Origin of the sequence: Acinetobacter sp. YH12231 (assembly GCF_013417755.1) — a bacterium.
GTDB lineage: Bacteria > Pseudomonadota > Gammaproteobacteria > Pseudomonadales > Moraxellaceae > Acinetobacter > Acinetobacter amyesii.
This window is the reverse complement of sequence record NZ_VPDJ01000001.1, coordinates 218,079-233,830: the sequence shown is the minus strand read 5'-3', so window position 1 is coordinate 233,830 and position 15,752 is coordinate 218,079. Positions and strand designations below refer to the sequence as shown.

General features: G+C 40.5%; 14 protein-coding genes, 2 tRNA genes and 1 pseudogene. 7 read left to right on the top strand and 10 right to left on the bottom strand.

The features are described from left to right. Positions 1-60: 60 nt before the first annotated feature. Both FTV11_RS01045 and FTV11_RS01040 read right to left on the bottom strand, forming a co-directional pair. Positions 61-846, bottom strand: a complete 786-nt coding sequence (locus FTV11_RS01045) for a metallophosphoesterase (protein WP_180007484.1) — start codon at positions 844-846, stop codon at positions 61-63. Then, entirely contained in the window at positions 827-1,765 is a 939-nt protein-coding gene (locus FTV11_RS01040) for a diacylglycerol kinase family protein (RefSeq protein WP_078192968.1), read from the bottom strand. The genes FTV11_RS01045 and FTV11_RS01040 overlap by 20 nt, the downstream gene beginning before the upstream one ends. Before the next feature lie 412 nt (positions 1,766-2,177). On the opposite strand from FTV11_RS01040, the gene FTV11_RS01035 reads away from it, so the two are divergent. Then, positions 2,178-4,010 (top strand): phosphoenolpyruvate carboxykinase (GTP), encoded by a 1,833-nt coding sequence (locus FTV11_RS01035; RefSeq protein WP_180003944.1) that lies wholly within the window; start codon positions 2,178-2,180, stop codon positions 4,008-4,010. An 81-nt stretch (positions 4,011-4,091) separates the two neighbouring features. Here the strand turns inward: FTV11_RS01035 and glpD are convergent, their stop codons facing one another. Next, positions 4,092-5,609, bottom strand: a complete 1,518-nt coding sequence (gene glpD / locus FTV11_RS01030; RefSeq protein ID WP_180073231.1) for a glycerol-3-phosphate dehydrogenase — start codon at positions 5,607-5,609, stop codon at positions 4,092-4,094. Between the two features lie 342 nt (positions 5,610-5,951). Between glpD and FTV11_RS01025 the strand changes: the two are divergent. The 3 genes and pseudogenes from FTV11_RS01025 to FTV11_RS01015 all read left to right on the top strand — a co-directional run bounded on the left by FTV11_RS01025 (position 5,952) and on the right by FTV11_RS01015 (position 9,507). Further along, positions 5,952-7,271: pseudogene (locus tag FTV11_RS01025) on the top strand (MFS transporter). A 289-nt stretch (positions 7,272-7,560) separates the two neighbouring features. Beyond that, on the top strand, positions 7,561-8,880 hold the full coding sequence (locus FTV11_RS01020) for an MFS transporter (RefSeq protein WP_078190125.1): 1,320 nt from the start codon (positions 7,561-7,563) through the stop codon (positions 8,878-8,880). A 198-nt stretch (positions 8,881-9,078) separates the two neighbouring features. Next, positions 9,079-9,507, top strand: coding sequence for a hypothetical protein (locus FTV11_RS01015; protein WP_078193296.1), 429 nt, complete (start codon positions 9,079-9,081; stop codon positions 9,505-9,507). A gap of 65 nt (positions 9,508-9,572) precedes the next feature. Here the strand turns inward: FTV11_RS01015 and FTV11_RS01010 are convergent, their stop codons facing one another. Together FTV11_RS01010 and folD are read right to left on the bottom strand one after the other, a co-directional pair. Further along, positions 9,573-10,241: a methyltransferase gene (locus tag FTV11_RS01010; RefSeq protein WP_180041675.1), complete on the bottom strand. Its 669-nt coding sequence runs from the start codon at positions 10,239-10,241 to the stop codon at positions 9,573-9,575. A gap of 269 nt (positions 10,242-10,510) precedes the next feature. Next, positions 10,511-11,359: a bifunctional methylenetetrahydrofolate dehydrogenase/methenyltetrahydrofolate cyclohydrolase FolD gene (folD, locus tag FTV11_RS01005; protein WP_078192972.1), complete on the bottom strand. Its 849-nt coding sequence runs from the start codon at positions 11,357-11,359 to the stop codon at positions 10,511-10,513. A gap of 152 nt (positions 11,360-11,511) precedes the next feature. Between folD and FTV11_RS01000 the strand changes: the two genes are divergently transcribed. Together FTV11_RS01000 and FTV11_RS00995 are read left to right on the top strand one after the other, a co-directional pair. After that, a tRNA-Cys gene (locus tag FTV11_RS01000) sits at positions 11,512-11,585 on the top strand. Between the two features lie 10 nt (positions 11,586-11,595). Beyond that, positions 11,596-11,681 (top strand) — tRNA-Leu (locus FTV11_RS00995). A gap of 467 nt (positions 11,682-12,148) precedes the next feature. Here FTV11_RS00995 and FTV11_RS00990 read toward each other — a convergent pair. After that, the gene (locus FTV11_RS00990; protein WP_180073230.1) at positions 12,149-13,141 is read right to left on the bottom strand and encodes an NAD(P)H-quinone oxidoreductase; all 993 of its coding nucleotides are present in this window, start codon (positions 13,139-13,141) and stop codon (positions 12,149-12,151) included. A gap of 131 nt (positions 13,142-13,272) precedes the next feature. Between FTV11_RS00990 and FTV11_RS00985 the strand changes: the two genes are divergently transcribed. Next, on the top strand, positions 13,273-13,623 hold the full coding sequence (locus tag FTV11_RS00985; RefSeq protein WP_180073229.1) for a co-chaperone YbbN: 351 nt from the start codon (positions 13,273-13,275) through the stop codon (positions 13,621-13,623). A gap of 13 nt (positions 13,624-13,636) precedes the next feature. Here FTV11_RS00985 and FTV11_RS00980 read toward each other — a convergent pair whose 3' ends face one another. The 4 genes from FTV11_RS00980 to FTV11_RS00965 are packed head-to-tail and all read right to left on the bottom strand — an operon-like array spanning position 13,637 to position 15,638. After that, complete coding sequence (locus FTV11_RS00980; RefSeq protein WP_180026651.1) at positions 13,637-13,897, bottom strand: DUF2798 domain-containing protein; 261 nt, start codon at positions 13,895-13,897, stop codon at positions 13,637-13,639. 13 nt (positions 13,898-13,910) lie between these two features. Then, positions 13,911-14,228: a DUF3861 domain-containing protein gene (locus FTV11_RS00975; RefSeq protein ID WP_180011006.1), complete on the bottom strand. Its 318-nt coding sequence runs from the start codon at positions 14,226-14,228 to the stop codon at positions 13,911-13,913. Continuing rightward, a complete protein-coding gene (locus tag FTV11_RS00970; protein ID WP_180073228.1) occupies positions 14,225-14,746 on the bottom strand; it encodes a PadR family transcriptional regulator in 522 nt (173 codons plus the stop codon). The genes FTV11_RS00975 and FTV11_RS00970 overlap by 4 nt, the downstream gene beginning before the upstream one ends. Before the next feature lie 55 nt (positions 14,747-14,801). Next, positions 14,802-15,638 carry a GIY-YIG nuclease family protein gene (locus FTV11_RS00965; RefSeq protein WP_180073227.1) on the bottom strand — a complete coding sequence of 279 codons (837 nt, stop codon included), beginning with the start codon at positions 15,636-15,638 and terminating at the stop codon, positions 14,802-14,804. Between the last annotated feature and the right edge of the window lie 114 nt (positions 15,639-15,752).

Genomic DNA, 15,752 nt, shown 5'->3' with positions numbered 1-15,752 from the left:
CAAAATTTAATTTTTTTCATTTTTTTGTATTTTTTTTCTTCAAAATTTAAATTTAAAGGATTAAAGCTCATCCAAAATATGAGTACTAAGATTTTCTTCGAATATTTTTAACTTTGAATTATAAAAATAATGCTGCACATTCATCTGCTCATCAATGACATTAAAACTGTTGGCAAGGTTCTCGTGTAGGCGATATGACGTTGCAGTTCCAGCATGAATATCCCAAACTGGATGCGCAGCACCTAAAGCATAAATCTGATTGAGGTCATAGCTGGCTGGAACATGTAAATGTCCATGCAATAAACCATTTAAACCGTGTTGACTCCACTGTTCGAGTGCCAAACGCCCTTGAACAGGACAATCTTTCACACCATGCGGGTCATTGGGCGGCGTATAAAAAGGTTGATGCGCTATGATTAATTTTACTTTATTGGGCGGCGCATGTTTAAGTAATTCATCGACATGATGTATTTGCTCCAGCGATACATGCCCTCGCGTATGGTAACGACGGCGAATACTATTGATCCCAATTAAATAAAAATGCTCGGTTTCCAGTACATTTTCCATGGCACCAAAAAAAAGTTGATAACGTGCAAAAGGACTAAAAACACGGTTCCATAAATGATATAGCGGAATATCATGATTCCCCGGCACAACGATATAAGGCAGCTTTAAGCTTTCTAAAAATTGCTTACATACATAAAACTGACGATAGCGCGCACGTTGGGTTAAGTCCCCACTCGCAACCACGGCCTCGATACGCTGTTCGTGACAAAATTGTTGAATAGCGCGCATACACTCTAGCTTTTCAGTGCCAAAATGCAGATCAGACAGATGCAGTATCATGTGGCACCCGTATCTTTAAGGCTTGTTTTTGCACTCGAATTTTAAGCGGCGGTTTCATTTCTACAATCTCACCATCCACAGCAACGGTCATTTTTTTTCGTTGGGTATGTATGGTGACTTCATCAGCGGCGAAACTATACACATCTGGTGCATTGTCGATATTGCCACGGATTAACTGCCATAAAATTTTAAATAACGTTTTCTTATCACTTTTTGCGACCACCACACCTGCAACTTTACCTGCCTCTGCATCCTTAGCAATTTGCAAGTTTAAATCGGCCAATTGCAATTGATTATTGCCAAAAAAGATCAAGGGCGTTTTGACTGGATAAATATGATGATCCACTTCGATTTCCAATTTCAGCTCTTTACGATCTCGAATGAGCACATCCAAACCTGAGGTATAAGCATGTAATGGGAAACGACCAAACTTTTGATTATAAAACTCTCTTTTTTGTATAAATAAAGGATACAAGCCCAAACTGGCATTGTTTAAATAGATATGTTCATTGATTTGCGCCACATGTACCTGCCGATTATTGCCTGTCGCAATCACCTGTGCCGCTTGAATTAAATCGAGAGGAATATTGAGTACCCGCGCCACATAATTAAATGTGCCCAAAGGTAAGACCCCCATAGGAATATCGGTATGCATCAACTGATGAGCAACAGCATTTAAGGTTCCATCACCACCTGCAGCAACCACAACACCCAAATTATCAGGGTCTTTATGGCGTGCAAATACCTTGCTCATTAAAGTATCAAAACTCGCTTCCTGCCCAAGCTCAAATGACTGTATTTCGAAATTATGATCGGATAATATCCGCACAAGTTCCTCGTAGACTTCATCTTTGTTTGCAGCATGAAATCCTGATTTTTTATTATAGATAATAGATAAAGGCTTGGCTTGTTTAATCACTTTTTATACATCTTGGCCGCTTAGTATTGTATTTTGTCGAATTTAACAGCAAATAATAGCGCCTTTATGTAAAAATCGAATTACCACCATTTATTTAATCAATAATAATTCTCAAATATCAATTACATGCAACTTTTTGTTTTTATTAAAAATAACTATATAAAATATTGTCCATCACGTTAATAAATAAAGTTAAAATTCGCGATAAAATCTATTAAGTTATTGTATTTTATTTACATTTAACTTAAATAGCATTAACTACCAAAAAAAATCTACCACTTCTTTAGTCTTATTTTTTTTATGATTTTATGCTTTAATACAGCCACTTTTTTTCATCTTTTATCTGCATGATGTAACCCATGATGCAGATTATACTTTGTACGGTTAGTACATTTTTGAGATAGGCCTCACCATGACCCAAGTGAACGCACCAGAATTCGTTCGTCACCCTAAGCTAATTGCTTGGGTGGAAGAAATTGCCAAATTAACCAAACCAGCAAAAATCGAATGGTGTGACGGTAGCGCAGAAGAATATCAACGTTATATCGACTTGATGATCGCTAACGGCACTATGCAAGAACTTAACCAAGAAAAACATCCTGGTTCTTACCTTGCTAATTCTGATCCTTCTGACGTTGCTCGTGTTGAAGGTCGTACTTACATCTGTTCTGAAAAACAAGAAGATGCAGGCGCAACAAACAACTGGGAAGCTCCAGCTGAAATGCGTGCTCGTCTGAATGGTTTATTTGACGGTTCAATGAAAGGCCGTACTTTGTACGTTGTTCCTTTCTCTATGGGTCCTTTAGGTTCTCATATTGCTCACATCGGTATCGAACTTACTGATTCTCCTTACGTTGCTGTAAGCATGTCTAAAATGGCTCGTATGGGTAAAGCTGTTTATGACGTACTTGGTACTGACGGTGACTTCATTCCTTGCGTACACACTGTTGGTGCTCCGCTTGAAGAAGGTCAAAAAGACGTTGCTTGGCCTTGCAACCCTGAAAAATACATCGTTCATTACCCAGAAACTCGTGAAATCTGGTCTTACGGTTCTGGTTACGGCGGTAACGCATTGTTGGGTAAAAAATGCCTAGCTTTACGTATTGCATCTTCTATGGGTCGTCAACAAGGTTGGTTAGCTGAACACATGCTCATCCTTGGCGTGACAAACCCACAAGGCGAAAAACACTACATCGCAGCTGCATTCCCTTCTGCGTGTGGTAAAACAAACTTCGCGATGTTGATTCCACCAGCGGGTTACGAAGGTTGGAAAATTGAAACTGTAGGTGATGATATTGCTTGGATCAAACCAGGTGAAGATGGTCGTTTATATGCAATCAACCCTGAAGCTGGTTTCTTCGGTGTAGCACCTGGTACAAATACCAAGACTAACCCGAACTGTATGGCGACTCTTCATAAAGACGTAATCTATACTAACGTTGCTGTAACTGACAACGGTGAAGTATGGTGGGAAGGTCTTTCTAAAGAAGTACCTGCTAATCTAACTAACTGGAAAGGTCAACCACACACCGGCGAAGAAAAAGCAGCTCATCCAAATGCTCGTTTCACTGTTTCAGCTGGTCAGTGTCCTTCTATTGATGCTGACTGGGAAAATCCAGCAGGTGTTCCAATTTCTGCGTTCATCTTCGGTGGTCGTCGTGCAGACACAGTGCCTCTAATTTCAGAAGCATTTGACTGGGTTGACGGTGTTTACAAAGCTGCAACTATGGGCTCTGAAACAACTGCTGCTGCTGTTGGTCAACAAGGTATCGTTCGTCGTGACCCATTCGCAATGCTTCCATTTGCGGGTTACAACATGGCTGACTACTTCTCTCACTGGTTAGAACTTGGTGAAGAAGTTGCTGCTAAAGCTAAAGCTGCTGGCAATAAACTTCCTGGTATCTACAACGTGAACTGGTTCCGTCGTGATGCTGAAGGTAACTTTGTATGGCCTGGTTTCGGTCAAAACATGCGTGTTCTTGAGTGGATCATTGACCGTTGTGAAGGTCGTGCAGACGCTGTTGAAACACCTATCGGCCTTGTTCCAACATACGAACAATTGAACTGGACTGGTTCAGACTTCACTAAAGAGCAATTCGAGCTTGTAACTTCTCAAGATAAAGATCAATGGATCAAAGAACTTGAAAGCCACACTGAATTGTTCAACAAACTTGGTGATCGCTTACCAAAAGCACTTAAAGTACGTCAAGACGAACTTTTAGAAGCTGTAAAAAAATCTGCTTAATTGGCCTTTAATTTCCCTCCTTTAAAAGAGGGATTAAGGAAGATTTAAAAGACCGCCTTGCGCGGTCTTTTTTTATATCAACTAAGCCACATCTTGAGCTTTTTGCTTTATTCGTATTGCCATTAAGTATTCATCCAAAACATCAACTTCAGCTGCACTGAATTGCAAATATAACTTTGTCCGTCTTTGCAAAATATCTTCAGAACTTCTCGCCCACTCCTGCTCAACTAAATAATCCACTTCTTGAGCATACAAACCATGTCCAAAGTTTTGACCCAATTCATCAATCGAAGTTAAATGATTCAGTAAAGCCCAAACACGTGTTCCATAAGCATGTGCCCAACGACTGGCTAGACTGATCGAAACCCCTCGCACTTTTTGTTGGATTTCAGCTATCAACTGCTCGATTGATTCTAAATTTTCCGCACCAGGCAATGTTGCATCAGCAGTCCAAGGTTTGGATCGATGATGAAAAACCGTTTTAAGCTGATCTAATGCCGCTTCTGCTAGTTTTCGGTAAGTGGTAAGTTTGCCACCAAAGATTGAAAGTAATGCAGCCCCTTCTACATCGGTCAGTGCCAAAGTATAATCTCGCGTGACTGCGGCTGGATTATCTGACTCATCATCACACAGCGGACGCACACCTGAATAAGTTGAAATGATGTCCGTTTGCGTCAATTGAGTTTTAAAGTGATCATTTGACACATCAAGCAAGTAATCGATTTCTTCTTGGCTTATCTTTACTCGATTTGGGTCTGCGTGATATTCACGATCTGTCGTGCCGATCAGGGTAAATTGTTCTAAATAAGGGATCGCAAAGACAATGCGATGATCATCATTTTGCATAATAAAAGCTTTATCACCCTCAAAAAGTTTTGGAACAATGATATGACTACCCTGTATCAGCCGTATACCATAAGGTGACTCTTGCTTTAACCCCTGTTTTATAAAGTCAGCGACCCAAGGACCTGCCGCATTCACCAAGACTTTAGCCTGCACATTTTGCAATCCCTTGGCATTTTTTAGACATACCTGCCAAATTCCACCTTTACTATATGCATTTAAACATTCTGTTCGAGTCAGAATCTGTGCACCATGTTCTCGTGCTTGTATTGCATTGAGTACAACTAAGCGTGCGTCATCTACTGCACAATCGGAATATTCGAACCCTCGGGTAAATTTGGATGCTAAAGGACTAGCTTCCACATCAAATTCAATACCATTTGAGCCTGAAAGCTGTTCTCGCTTACCCAAATAATCATAAAAGAATAATCCAGTCCGAATCAGCCAAGCCGGACGTAAGTGCGGTTCATGTGGCATGATAAAACGCATCGGTCGAATAATATGAGGGGCTTTTTTAAGCAGAACTTCGCGTTCTGCCAGTGCTTCACGTACCAAACGAAATTCTTTATGTTCCAAATAGCGCAGACCACCATGAATTAATTTGCTACTTGCAGATGAAGTGTGGCTCGCGAGATCGTCTTTTTCACAGAGCAAAACACTTAAACCCCGCCCCGCTGCATCACAGGCAATACCAACACCATTTATTCCACCACCAATGACCACCATGTCATATATTGATTGTTGTTGTGTATTCATCGCTCCCTCCCGCTATGTCTTTTTATTCAACAATGCTTCGTTTTCTTTGCTTTATTATTTTTCTCATTGATCATGCTTTTTTGATCAAGTACCTATTTTGATCAAGATATCTGTACGCTGAGTTTTTTATATCCTTCAATAAATGAGAAGTTATATTTTAAATGTACGTTTAAAAGCCTGCTGGCTCAAGTATGAAATCAATCATTTTAAGGCCCAAACCATTATTCAAAGCAAAATTCATGACAAGTTGTTGATTTGTACACTTTTTAAACAAAACCTCTTTTTTAGTTTACATTTCATGCTTTTCGATACGCATAAGATATTTTCACATAATAAAAAAAGATGGATTTTAAAATGACGGAAGAAATTGTTACTCAATCAAATTTAGATACAAAGACCCGAGTGAAATCCATTCTCGGTGGTTCAGCCGGTAATCTTGTTGAATGGTACGATTGGTATGTCTATGCAGCATTCACCCTCTATTTCGCCCATGCTTTTTTCCCTCAAGGTAGCCAGACTGCACAGCTTCTCCAAGCTGCGGCCATCTTTGCAGTCGGTTTCCTCATGCGACCCATTGGTGCATGGATTATGGGGATCTATTCAGACAAAAAAGGTCGAAAGTCAGGTTTAACCCTCTCCGTCACACTCATGTGTATCGGCTCATTGATGATTGCCATTTCTCCAACGCATGACCAAATTGGTATTTTGGCGCCGATTATTCTTGTGGTTGCACGACTAATTCAAGGTTTAAGTGTCGGCGGTGAATATGGCGCTAGTGCGACCTACCTCAGTGAAATGGCTGACCGTGACCGTCGTGGTTTTTTTCAAGCTTTCAATATGTGACACTGATTGCAGGTCAGTTGACTGCACTGTGCGTACTACTTATTTTGCAATGGTTGCTGACAGAAGAACAATTGCATGATTGGGGCTGGCGTATTCCGTTCTTTATCGGTGCGTGTTTAGCGGTAGTGGTTTTCCGTATTCGACGTGGCCTACTAGAAACCCAGTCCTTCAAAAATGCACAAGAGCAAAAGGACCAGCCTGAATCAGGCTTATTTTCTCTATTTAAGCATTATCCGAAAGAAGCATTCACGGTGTTATTTTTTAACAGCTGGGGGTACATTGGCTTTTTATACCTACACCACCTATTTGCAAAAATATCTGGTCAATACCTCTGGCTTTAGTAAACCTGAGGCCACGCAAATCACCACTTTAGCACTGTTTATTTTTATGTGCTTACAACCACTAGCAGGTGGTCTATCCGATAAAATTGGTCGTAAGCCTTTAATGATCGCTTTTGGGATCTTAGGGGTGCTGTTCACCTATGTTCTATTTAGTGCATTAGGACAAACTCAAGATTATTGGACTGCATTTTGGCTCTGTCTCGCAGGTCTAGTGATTGTCACGGGATACACCTCGATCAATGCGGTTGTAAAAGCAGAAATGTTCCCTGCGCATATTCGCGCATTGGGTGTTGCACTGCCTTATGCTCTTGCAAATACCATCTTTGGTGGTACGGCAGAATTCTTCGCGCTGAGTTTTAAAGAAGCTGGCTATGAGACATGGTTCTTCATCTATGTAACCATCATGATTTTTATTTCATTATTGGTCTACGTCTTTATGAAAGACACCAAACACCGTTCCAAAATTCAAGAGCATTAATTCTACCCAATTAAGCCTCGGAGTTATTAATCATACTGATTAATAACAGAATATATTTCAAAGCAAAGCCTCAATTGATGAGGCTTTGTTTTTTTCATTTAGTCGTGAAAAATGTATCTGGTCAAAAATATCGCATTTTATAGACTAAAGTCGCATGATTTTCTGCGACAACAGGAGTATAAATTAAATAAATATAGTTCCATCTCCCATTTCGACAAAATATATTGATTTAAACTTTTCCCAAAGAGTTTAAATGGATATGTTTTGCATTCATTCCTTGGAGAATGATGTGTCAAACTCATCTGAGCCAGTTGTTCCTGAACAATTGGATAGAAAAACTCGTGTCAAATCTATCCTCGGCGGATCTGCCGGCAACCTCGTTGAATGGTACGACTGGTATGTCTACGCTGCTTTTACCCTTTACTTTGCACCGCAATTTTTCCCTGACGGTGACAATACTGTAAAACTCTTACAAGCAGCTGCAGTCTTTGCACTCGGTTTCTTAATGCGTCCAATCGGCGCATGGGTCATGGGTATTTATGCGGACCGTAAAGGTCGTAAAGCAGGTTTGACGCTGTCTGTATCGTTGATGTGTGTCGGCTCACTGATGATCGCATGTGCGCCAACCTACGATTCTGTAGGGATGCTCGCACCCGCTATTCTACTTTTAGCGCGTTTACTCCAAGGCTTAAGTGTCGGCGGTGAATATGGCTCTAGTGCGACCTATTTGACTGAAATGGCAGGTAAAAACCATCGCGGTTTCTTCTCAAGTTTCCAATATGTCACACTAATTTCAGGTCAGCTATTGGCTCTTTGCGTTTTAATTATCCTACAACGCAATTTCTCCGAACAAGCTTTAACTGAATGGGGCTGGCGTGTTCCGTTCTTTATCGGTGCGTTGCTCGCTATAGTGGTATTCTGGATTCGTCGCGGTTTAGTTGAAACTCAATCCTCTAAAGAAGCTCAAGAACAAGCTAAAAATGGTGGTCCAAAATCAGGTGCTTTAGCGTTATTTACCAAATATCCTAAACAAGCCTTCACTGTGATCATGTTAACTGCCGGTGGTACTTTAGCGTTCAACACCTTTACCACTTATTTACAAAAGTATTTGGTCAACACGTCTGGCTTTGAAAAAACCACAGCAACTGAAATTACCACGGCTGCAATTTTCATCTTTATGCTATTACAACCTGCTGTAGGTGCGCTTTCAGACAAAATTGGTCGTAAGCCAATTATGATCGCCTTTGGTGTGCTTGGTGTACTCTTCACCATTCCAATTTTCAACGGCATCGGTTCTACGACTAGCCCAACCACAGCATTTATGCTTTGCATGAGCGGTATGGTGATTGTCACTGGTTATACTGCGATTAATGCTGTAGTGAAAGCAGAGTTGTTCCCTGCACACATCCGTGCCTTAGGTGTTGCATTACCTTATGCCATTGCAAATACACTCTTTGGTGGTACAGCAGAACTTGTGGCTTTGAGCTTCAAAAATGCAGGCCATGAAAACTACTTCTTCTACTACATTACGTTCATGATTGGTTTATCTTTGATCACGTATGTCTTCATGAAAGATACGAAAAAACATAGCATGATCACTGACGATTAAGTCGCTCAGCCCTGCTATTACACTTAAGCTCATCAAAGCCTATTTTGATGAGCTTTTTTTATATCAATTTCCATCTACTCATCGTTTCGGCTGCATCAAAGATTTAATCAAACTTCTTTGGCTTTCTTGGTTTTCGCCATCGAGTCGACAGACGGACTATGGCATACTGAACATACAAATACACACGGCGAATGAATGATGAAAAATATTTACAAAGTTTTAAGTTTGGGTATTGTTGCAATGTCGATGGCTGCTTGCCAAAGCACTCCACGTGCTTTTAATGGTCAAACGGGCTTTCAAATAGAGTCCAAATCTGCAGATAGCGCAACACTTGCATATACTTTAGCGGGTCGCCAAAACCAACAACTGGATGCCAATAAATTACAACGTGCTTGCCAAAAAGTATTAAATACGCAAAAGACCTATAAATTACAAATCTTAAGCGTGAACGAAATTGCAAATCCTGCTTTGGAAAATACCCAGTACGGCCGTCAAATTGGTAATACACGTGCGAACTTCGGTCTGTCAAATACCCCAGACCTTCGTAACTCTGAAAACTTAGGCGCACGCGATGCACTCGATGCTCGCCCTGCCACTTTACGTGTGGTTCGTTATACTTGTTCTTAATCAAATTTGCTGTTCAAAAGACAAAAAAAAGACGCTTTGAGCGTCTTTTTTTATGGGTTCAATATTTATAGGGTTTTATAAAAACTCACATTTCGAAACTCAGGTGATTCATCCAAATCAGGCCATGTTGTTGCGCTACGTTCATCGAGTTTTTCATATTTAGGATGACTAAAGTTTTTCACACGACTGTCTGCCACCCACACTTCTGGAGCAAACTTTAAAAACTCATCCAAAAAGAAACGGTTGCATTGGTCATATAGCACATCTGCAGCCAATAAAATATCGACTTGTTCGGCTTTATACAGATCGTCCAAATATTCGAGTTCAACATTATTCAACTCTGCATTGGCACGGCAGGCATCTAGGCTCACTTGGTCGATGTCACAACAGATCACGCGTTTCGCCCCTGCCATTTTTGCTGCAATCGCCACCACGCCTGAACCTGCACCAAAGTCCAACACCACTTTATCTTTGACATGATGCGGCTCTGCCAACAACCACTGCGCCATTGCAAGCCCTGAAGCCCAACAAAAGATCCAATACGGCGTATCATTCCATATACGACGAATGACTTCATCATCCAACTTATCTGTTGGAAATACCGGTGGAATCAACCATAGAGAAATCGGGGTTTCAGGCAACTGTTGTGCATGTAATTCACAATGCGGAATGACTTCATGCAGTGCTTTCAGTAAATGTTCAGGGGCTTTGTGGAATTGGAAAGTACAGCTCATTGGAATTTTATTTTTCGAATATGCAGAGTTTTAGTGTCATAAAAGCCTAAATTAAGATCGGAAGTTCCCTCTCCTGAGCAAAATTTAAAGCACTGCTTTTAAATTGAAGCGCAAGAGAGGGTTAGGGAGAGGATTATTTATAAAAAAGCACCCTCACCCCAACCCTCTCCCACAGGGAGAGGGAGCAACATAGAATCAATTTGAGACGATCAGTTCCCTATACTTTTAGGAGATGAGAAGCACTGCTTCGCAAGAGAGAGGTCTAAAGATTAACCCAACGCTTTTTCAGCAGCTTCAACAGTTTGACGAATCAACGTTGTAATCGTCATAGGGCCTACACCACCCGGAACAGGTGTATAGGCAGAAGCAACTTCTTCAATACCAACCAATTGGATATCACCTACACCGCCGCCATCACGTGGATGGAAGCCAGCATCAACAACCACTGCACCCGGTTTGATCCAATCTTTTTGAATCAATTCAGCTTTACCTACCGCACCCACAATAATGTCAGCTTGCTTAACAAAGTCAGCTAAGTTTTGAGTACGTGAGTGGCAAGTGGTCACTGTTGCATTCGCTTCTAGCAGCATTGCAGACATTGGTTTACCTAAAATTGCAGAACGACCTACAACAACCGCATGTTTCCCTGCGATTTCAATGTTGTTTTCTTTTAGAATGGTCATGATACCTGCAGGAGTCGCAGAACCATACGCAGCTTCACCCATCGCCATACGACCAAAACCTAAGCAGGTCACGCCGTCTACGTCTTTTTCAAGCGAGATCGCATCGAAACAAGCACGCTCATCAATTTGAGCAGGTACGGGGTGTTGTAACAAAATACCGTGAACATCTGGATTTGCATTCAATTTTTCAATTTCAGCAAGCAATTGCTCAGTTGTGGTTTCTTTAGGAAGCTCAACTTTTAATGAATCCATACCAACACGGCGGCAAGCATTCCCTTTCATACGTACATAAGTTGCAGATGCACCATCGTCACCTACCAAAATAGTCGCAAGAATTGGGGTACGACCAGTTTTCTCTTTTAGCGCTTCTACGCGAGTCAACAAGTCAGCTTCAATTTTCTTCGCCAATGCACGACCATCTAAAACTAATGCCACGGCACTTCTCCAAGTGATGATATGAATCAATTTTGCACATAATACATGATTATTTTAAATTTTTTACCTTGTATGCTGCTTTTATGCTCATACAGATGAATCTGCTATTGTTTTTTTTTCAGAGCTTGCTAATATACGCATCAACAAGACATGGCGGGGTGGCAGAGTGGTCATGCAGCGGACTGCAACTCCGTGTACGCCGGTTCGATTCCGACCTCCGCCTCCAATCTTGTTAAGCCCGAGTGGTGAAATCGGTAGACACAGGGGATTTAAAATCCCCCGCCCACAAAGCGTGCCAGTTCGAGTCTGGCCTCGGGCACCATTCTTCTTCTATTAAAGATGGTGTAATAAAGAACCCAGCGATAAGCTGGTTTTTTTATGTCTAAAATTTAGCAACAGATGTTACGCACGTAAAAGTAATTTCACATTATTTACCGATATTTAAATCTACTCGACAGAGTCTTACATCTAGGGATTGAATAAAGGGATTAGCCTTCGGCTGGAGGTACTTTTGTTTCGGCAAAAGTACCCAAAACCATTGTCATCCGCAAAACTCGTTCACTAGCGTCTACTTATTCAAAGTATTGCAAAAACATTTTTGATTAAAAACAACCCTGTCTCATACACTTGCGGATGACCTTACCGCGTATCATTCTTTTATTTGAATCAAATTGTGCTTTTGATGTTACTGCGTCAAATCAGATAGGAATACAATAAAAAAGAGGGACATTGCCCTCTTTAATTATTTTAAAACACCCTGCAAATATATCGCGTTTTAAAAATAATCCTTTAGATCACTTCAACCACAATCTTGCCCACATGCTCGCCTGTATCCATGGCTGCATGTGCTTCTTGAATTTGGTCAAACTTAAATGTTTTGTAAATCATTGGCAGGCATTCACCTTTAGACCATAACGGAACAACATTTTCCTGAATGCCTTTCGCAATCTCTGCTTTTTCTGCAGTATTACGCGCACGCATGGTTGAGCCTGTAATGGTCAAACGCTTCATCATGATTTGACCCAGTTTTACTTCTTTGGCTTTTGCACCACCTAAGAAGGCTATATAGACCAAACGACCATCACGACGTAATAGATTGAGGTTCTGCGCCAAATACGGTGCGCCAACGATATCTAAAATAACATCTACACCTTGCTCATTGGTCGCTTCATTAATCACTTGCTCAAAGTCTTGAGTCTTGTAGTTAATCGCATGAGTGATATTTGAAATCGCAGCGACTTTTTCATTTGAACCTACCGTCGCAAAGGTTTTCATACCTAAAGCATTACACAACATAATCGCTGTAGTACCAATACCGCTAGTACCGCCATGAATAAGTACCGTTTCACCTACTTTGGCTTTACCCATTTGGAATACATTTGCCCAAACTGTAAAGAAGGTTTCAGGAATGGCCGCTGCTTGAGTAAAGCTTACACCTTCAGGAATACGAATGGTTTGGCTTTCAGGCACCACGCAATATTCTGCATAACCGCCACCATTGGTCAGACCGCAGACTTTATCACCCACTTTAAACAAAGTGACATCAGCACCGACAGCAACCACTTCACCTGCCACTTCCAGACCCGGTACTGGTGTTACCCCTTTCGGCATTGGGTACAAGCCTTGGCGCTGTAAAATGTCTGGACGATTGATGCCAAAGGCATGCACTTTTACCAACACTTCATCCGCTTTCGCTTCTGGGATGGCAACGCTTTCATAGGCCAGTTTATCTACACCGCCTGGCTCAGTAATAATGACCTGCTGCATGCTTTGCTGTGACATTGTTTTTCCTTTTCAATTATTGACTATTCATCTATCTCTGCACTATTTGAACATAGAAATGCCGCAGAATGAATAAACATGGACTTATGTATAATCTGTACTGTATTTCGTAAATGAATAATAGGCCAAGCATGTCTCAGATCGTTGAATACAATGAAGATAACGCTAGCGACTATGAATGGTTCGATGGTTTTGCCGTGATTCGCTTCTATGCAGATTGGTGCGCGCCCTGTGTGCAGAATTTCCCTGTATTTGAGCAGTGTGCAAAGCAAATATCTACGCAGCATGCACGGCTCAAATTTGGCAAGGTAAATATTGATTCCTCACCGATACTAACCTTGCGCTATAACGTTTATGGTCTGCCCTCAACCTTAGTGTTTTATCATGGGCAAGTGATTCAACGTATTGCAGGTGTCAAATCACTGACTGAATTAACAGCCATCATTCAAGATGCTATGCAGTCACACTCAACTCATGACTAAATGGATGTGCCTTCTATTTAGATGCAGGCTCATTCGGTAAGCGCACAAACTTCATTAACGTATTACGCACCAATGGCAACACGATCAAAATGAGCGGAAAGGCCATCATCCACGACATGCTCCATGCGCGAAGCCAAATACCAAGAAAACCTTCAACCAAGCCTTTATTCATCAGCATGTTAAAGCAAGAAATTGAACCGCTCATAATGCCGGACAGAATTAGGGGCATCAGCCAAGTCATGTGTTTGGGATGAAATTTTGGGAGTTGATTCATCTGTAAATACCTATTATTCGTCTTGGGCTGCGTTCTGGGCTTTTACGGTTTGTTTTAGTGTTTTCATAAATTGGCCGAAATGCGGCATGAAATCTTTAAATAAAGGATGGTCTTTATTTTCCAACAAGGTTTCACCAAACAGTTTCAGACCCACAGCAAAGGCTTTGGTCTTTTCATCATCTAACAATTGCGCTTTGGTCAAATGCTCCAGCACCTTAAACATGTCATCATGGTTGTAGGCATTAAACTGCAACGCTTCGGTATAAGTCGAAGGATTGCCCTGCGCATCAGCAATGTGTTTGAGCGTAATTTCATATTGATGCTGTTTCATTGTGTCACCTCCATACGGCTGATTTCGACGGCCGCCTGATCGATTTTTTCTGCAATGGCATACACCTGTTCAGGTGTCAGTTCACAGTGCTGAATTTTGATGCGCAGTGATGCTTTTAGGTTTTCCATCGCACGTTTGATATCGACGTATTGTTCGTTGTTATGAATCTGCTTACGGGTATCAAAACGACACAGAATTTTCTCTACTGTGGCTTTTTCTGCCTCTAAATGCACTAAGCCTGACTGTGTGACGCTGTATTGTTTACGGTCTTCGGCATTCAGTTCTGCATGGATGTACTGCTGTTCTTCGAGGTAATTCAGCGTTGGGTAAATTGTCCCTGTGCTTGGACTGTAACCGCCGCCAACGATTGCGCCGACATCTTTAATGATGTCGTAACTAAACTTAGGCGCTTGGGAAATAAGATGCAGCACCAATAGTTTCATGTGCCCTGCTTCAAACAGACGTTTTCGGGTTTTAACTAGACTATCGCTACCGTCGAGAAGGTCTGAATTTGACATCGCAAAGATACACCTTAAGATCAATTAAGATATATCTTAACACAATTGAATTATATTAACCTACTTTTTTAATTCTTATTTTGTTTGGAGCTTCAATTAAAATATTAACTACTTCCATCGGTTTACAATTTTCACTAAACCAGAATTGTAATTTTTTACCCTTAAATGGCCTTATCCTAACTGATCCATTTTTATTAGCATTTCGATCTATTTTAGCTATATCTAGCGGAATAGCACCATCACCAACATAAATATCCATTTGACTTTCATGCGTACCTAAGTAGCTAGAATATGAAATTCCAAAGTTAATACAGCTCCAATTAAAATACGTATCATGCAAAGTCAACTTATATATTGGCATTTCATTGATTTCATTGATTTCATTGATTTCATTGATTTCATTGATTTCATTGATTTCATTGATTTCATTGATTTCATTGATTTCATTGATTTCATTGATTTCATTGATTTCATTGATTTCATTGATTTTGAACCTATTCCCATTCCACTTAGGTTTCAATTCTTTTATCAAACTATCTTCCAAACCAGCAGCTAGATTAAGCTTAAACCCTCCATATTTCATTAATCCAACATCTTCAAATAACCAAATTTCAATGACCTTGCCCATGCTAATCAATCTAGTTAATTCAAAATTATTTCGAATATTTGTAGTTTGGGTACGACCTGGCTTTAGATAACCTTTAAACCTATTATCTAAATTTTGTGTAGTTTTACCAATATAGAGCAATTCATTATTCTCTATAAACGCATACAGTATATTTTCTACACCAGATGAATAATTTAACTTATAAATTAATTCCTTACTGCTCCCAATATTCCAGAACCCCACATTTTTAAAACCAACATCAATAAGTTTTTGCCTAATATTCATACAACCCTTTTGATTTTATATTGTTTATTTACAATAGATTACCACGAAATAATATTTGTTTTTTTGATTAAAATATAAGCACTTTTTAAATTATATATTCATTTCCTAATAAAA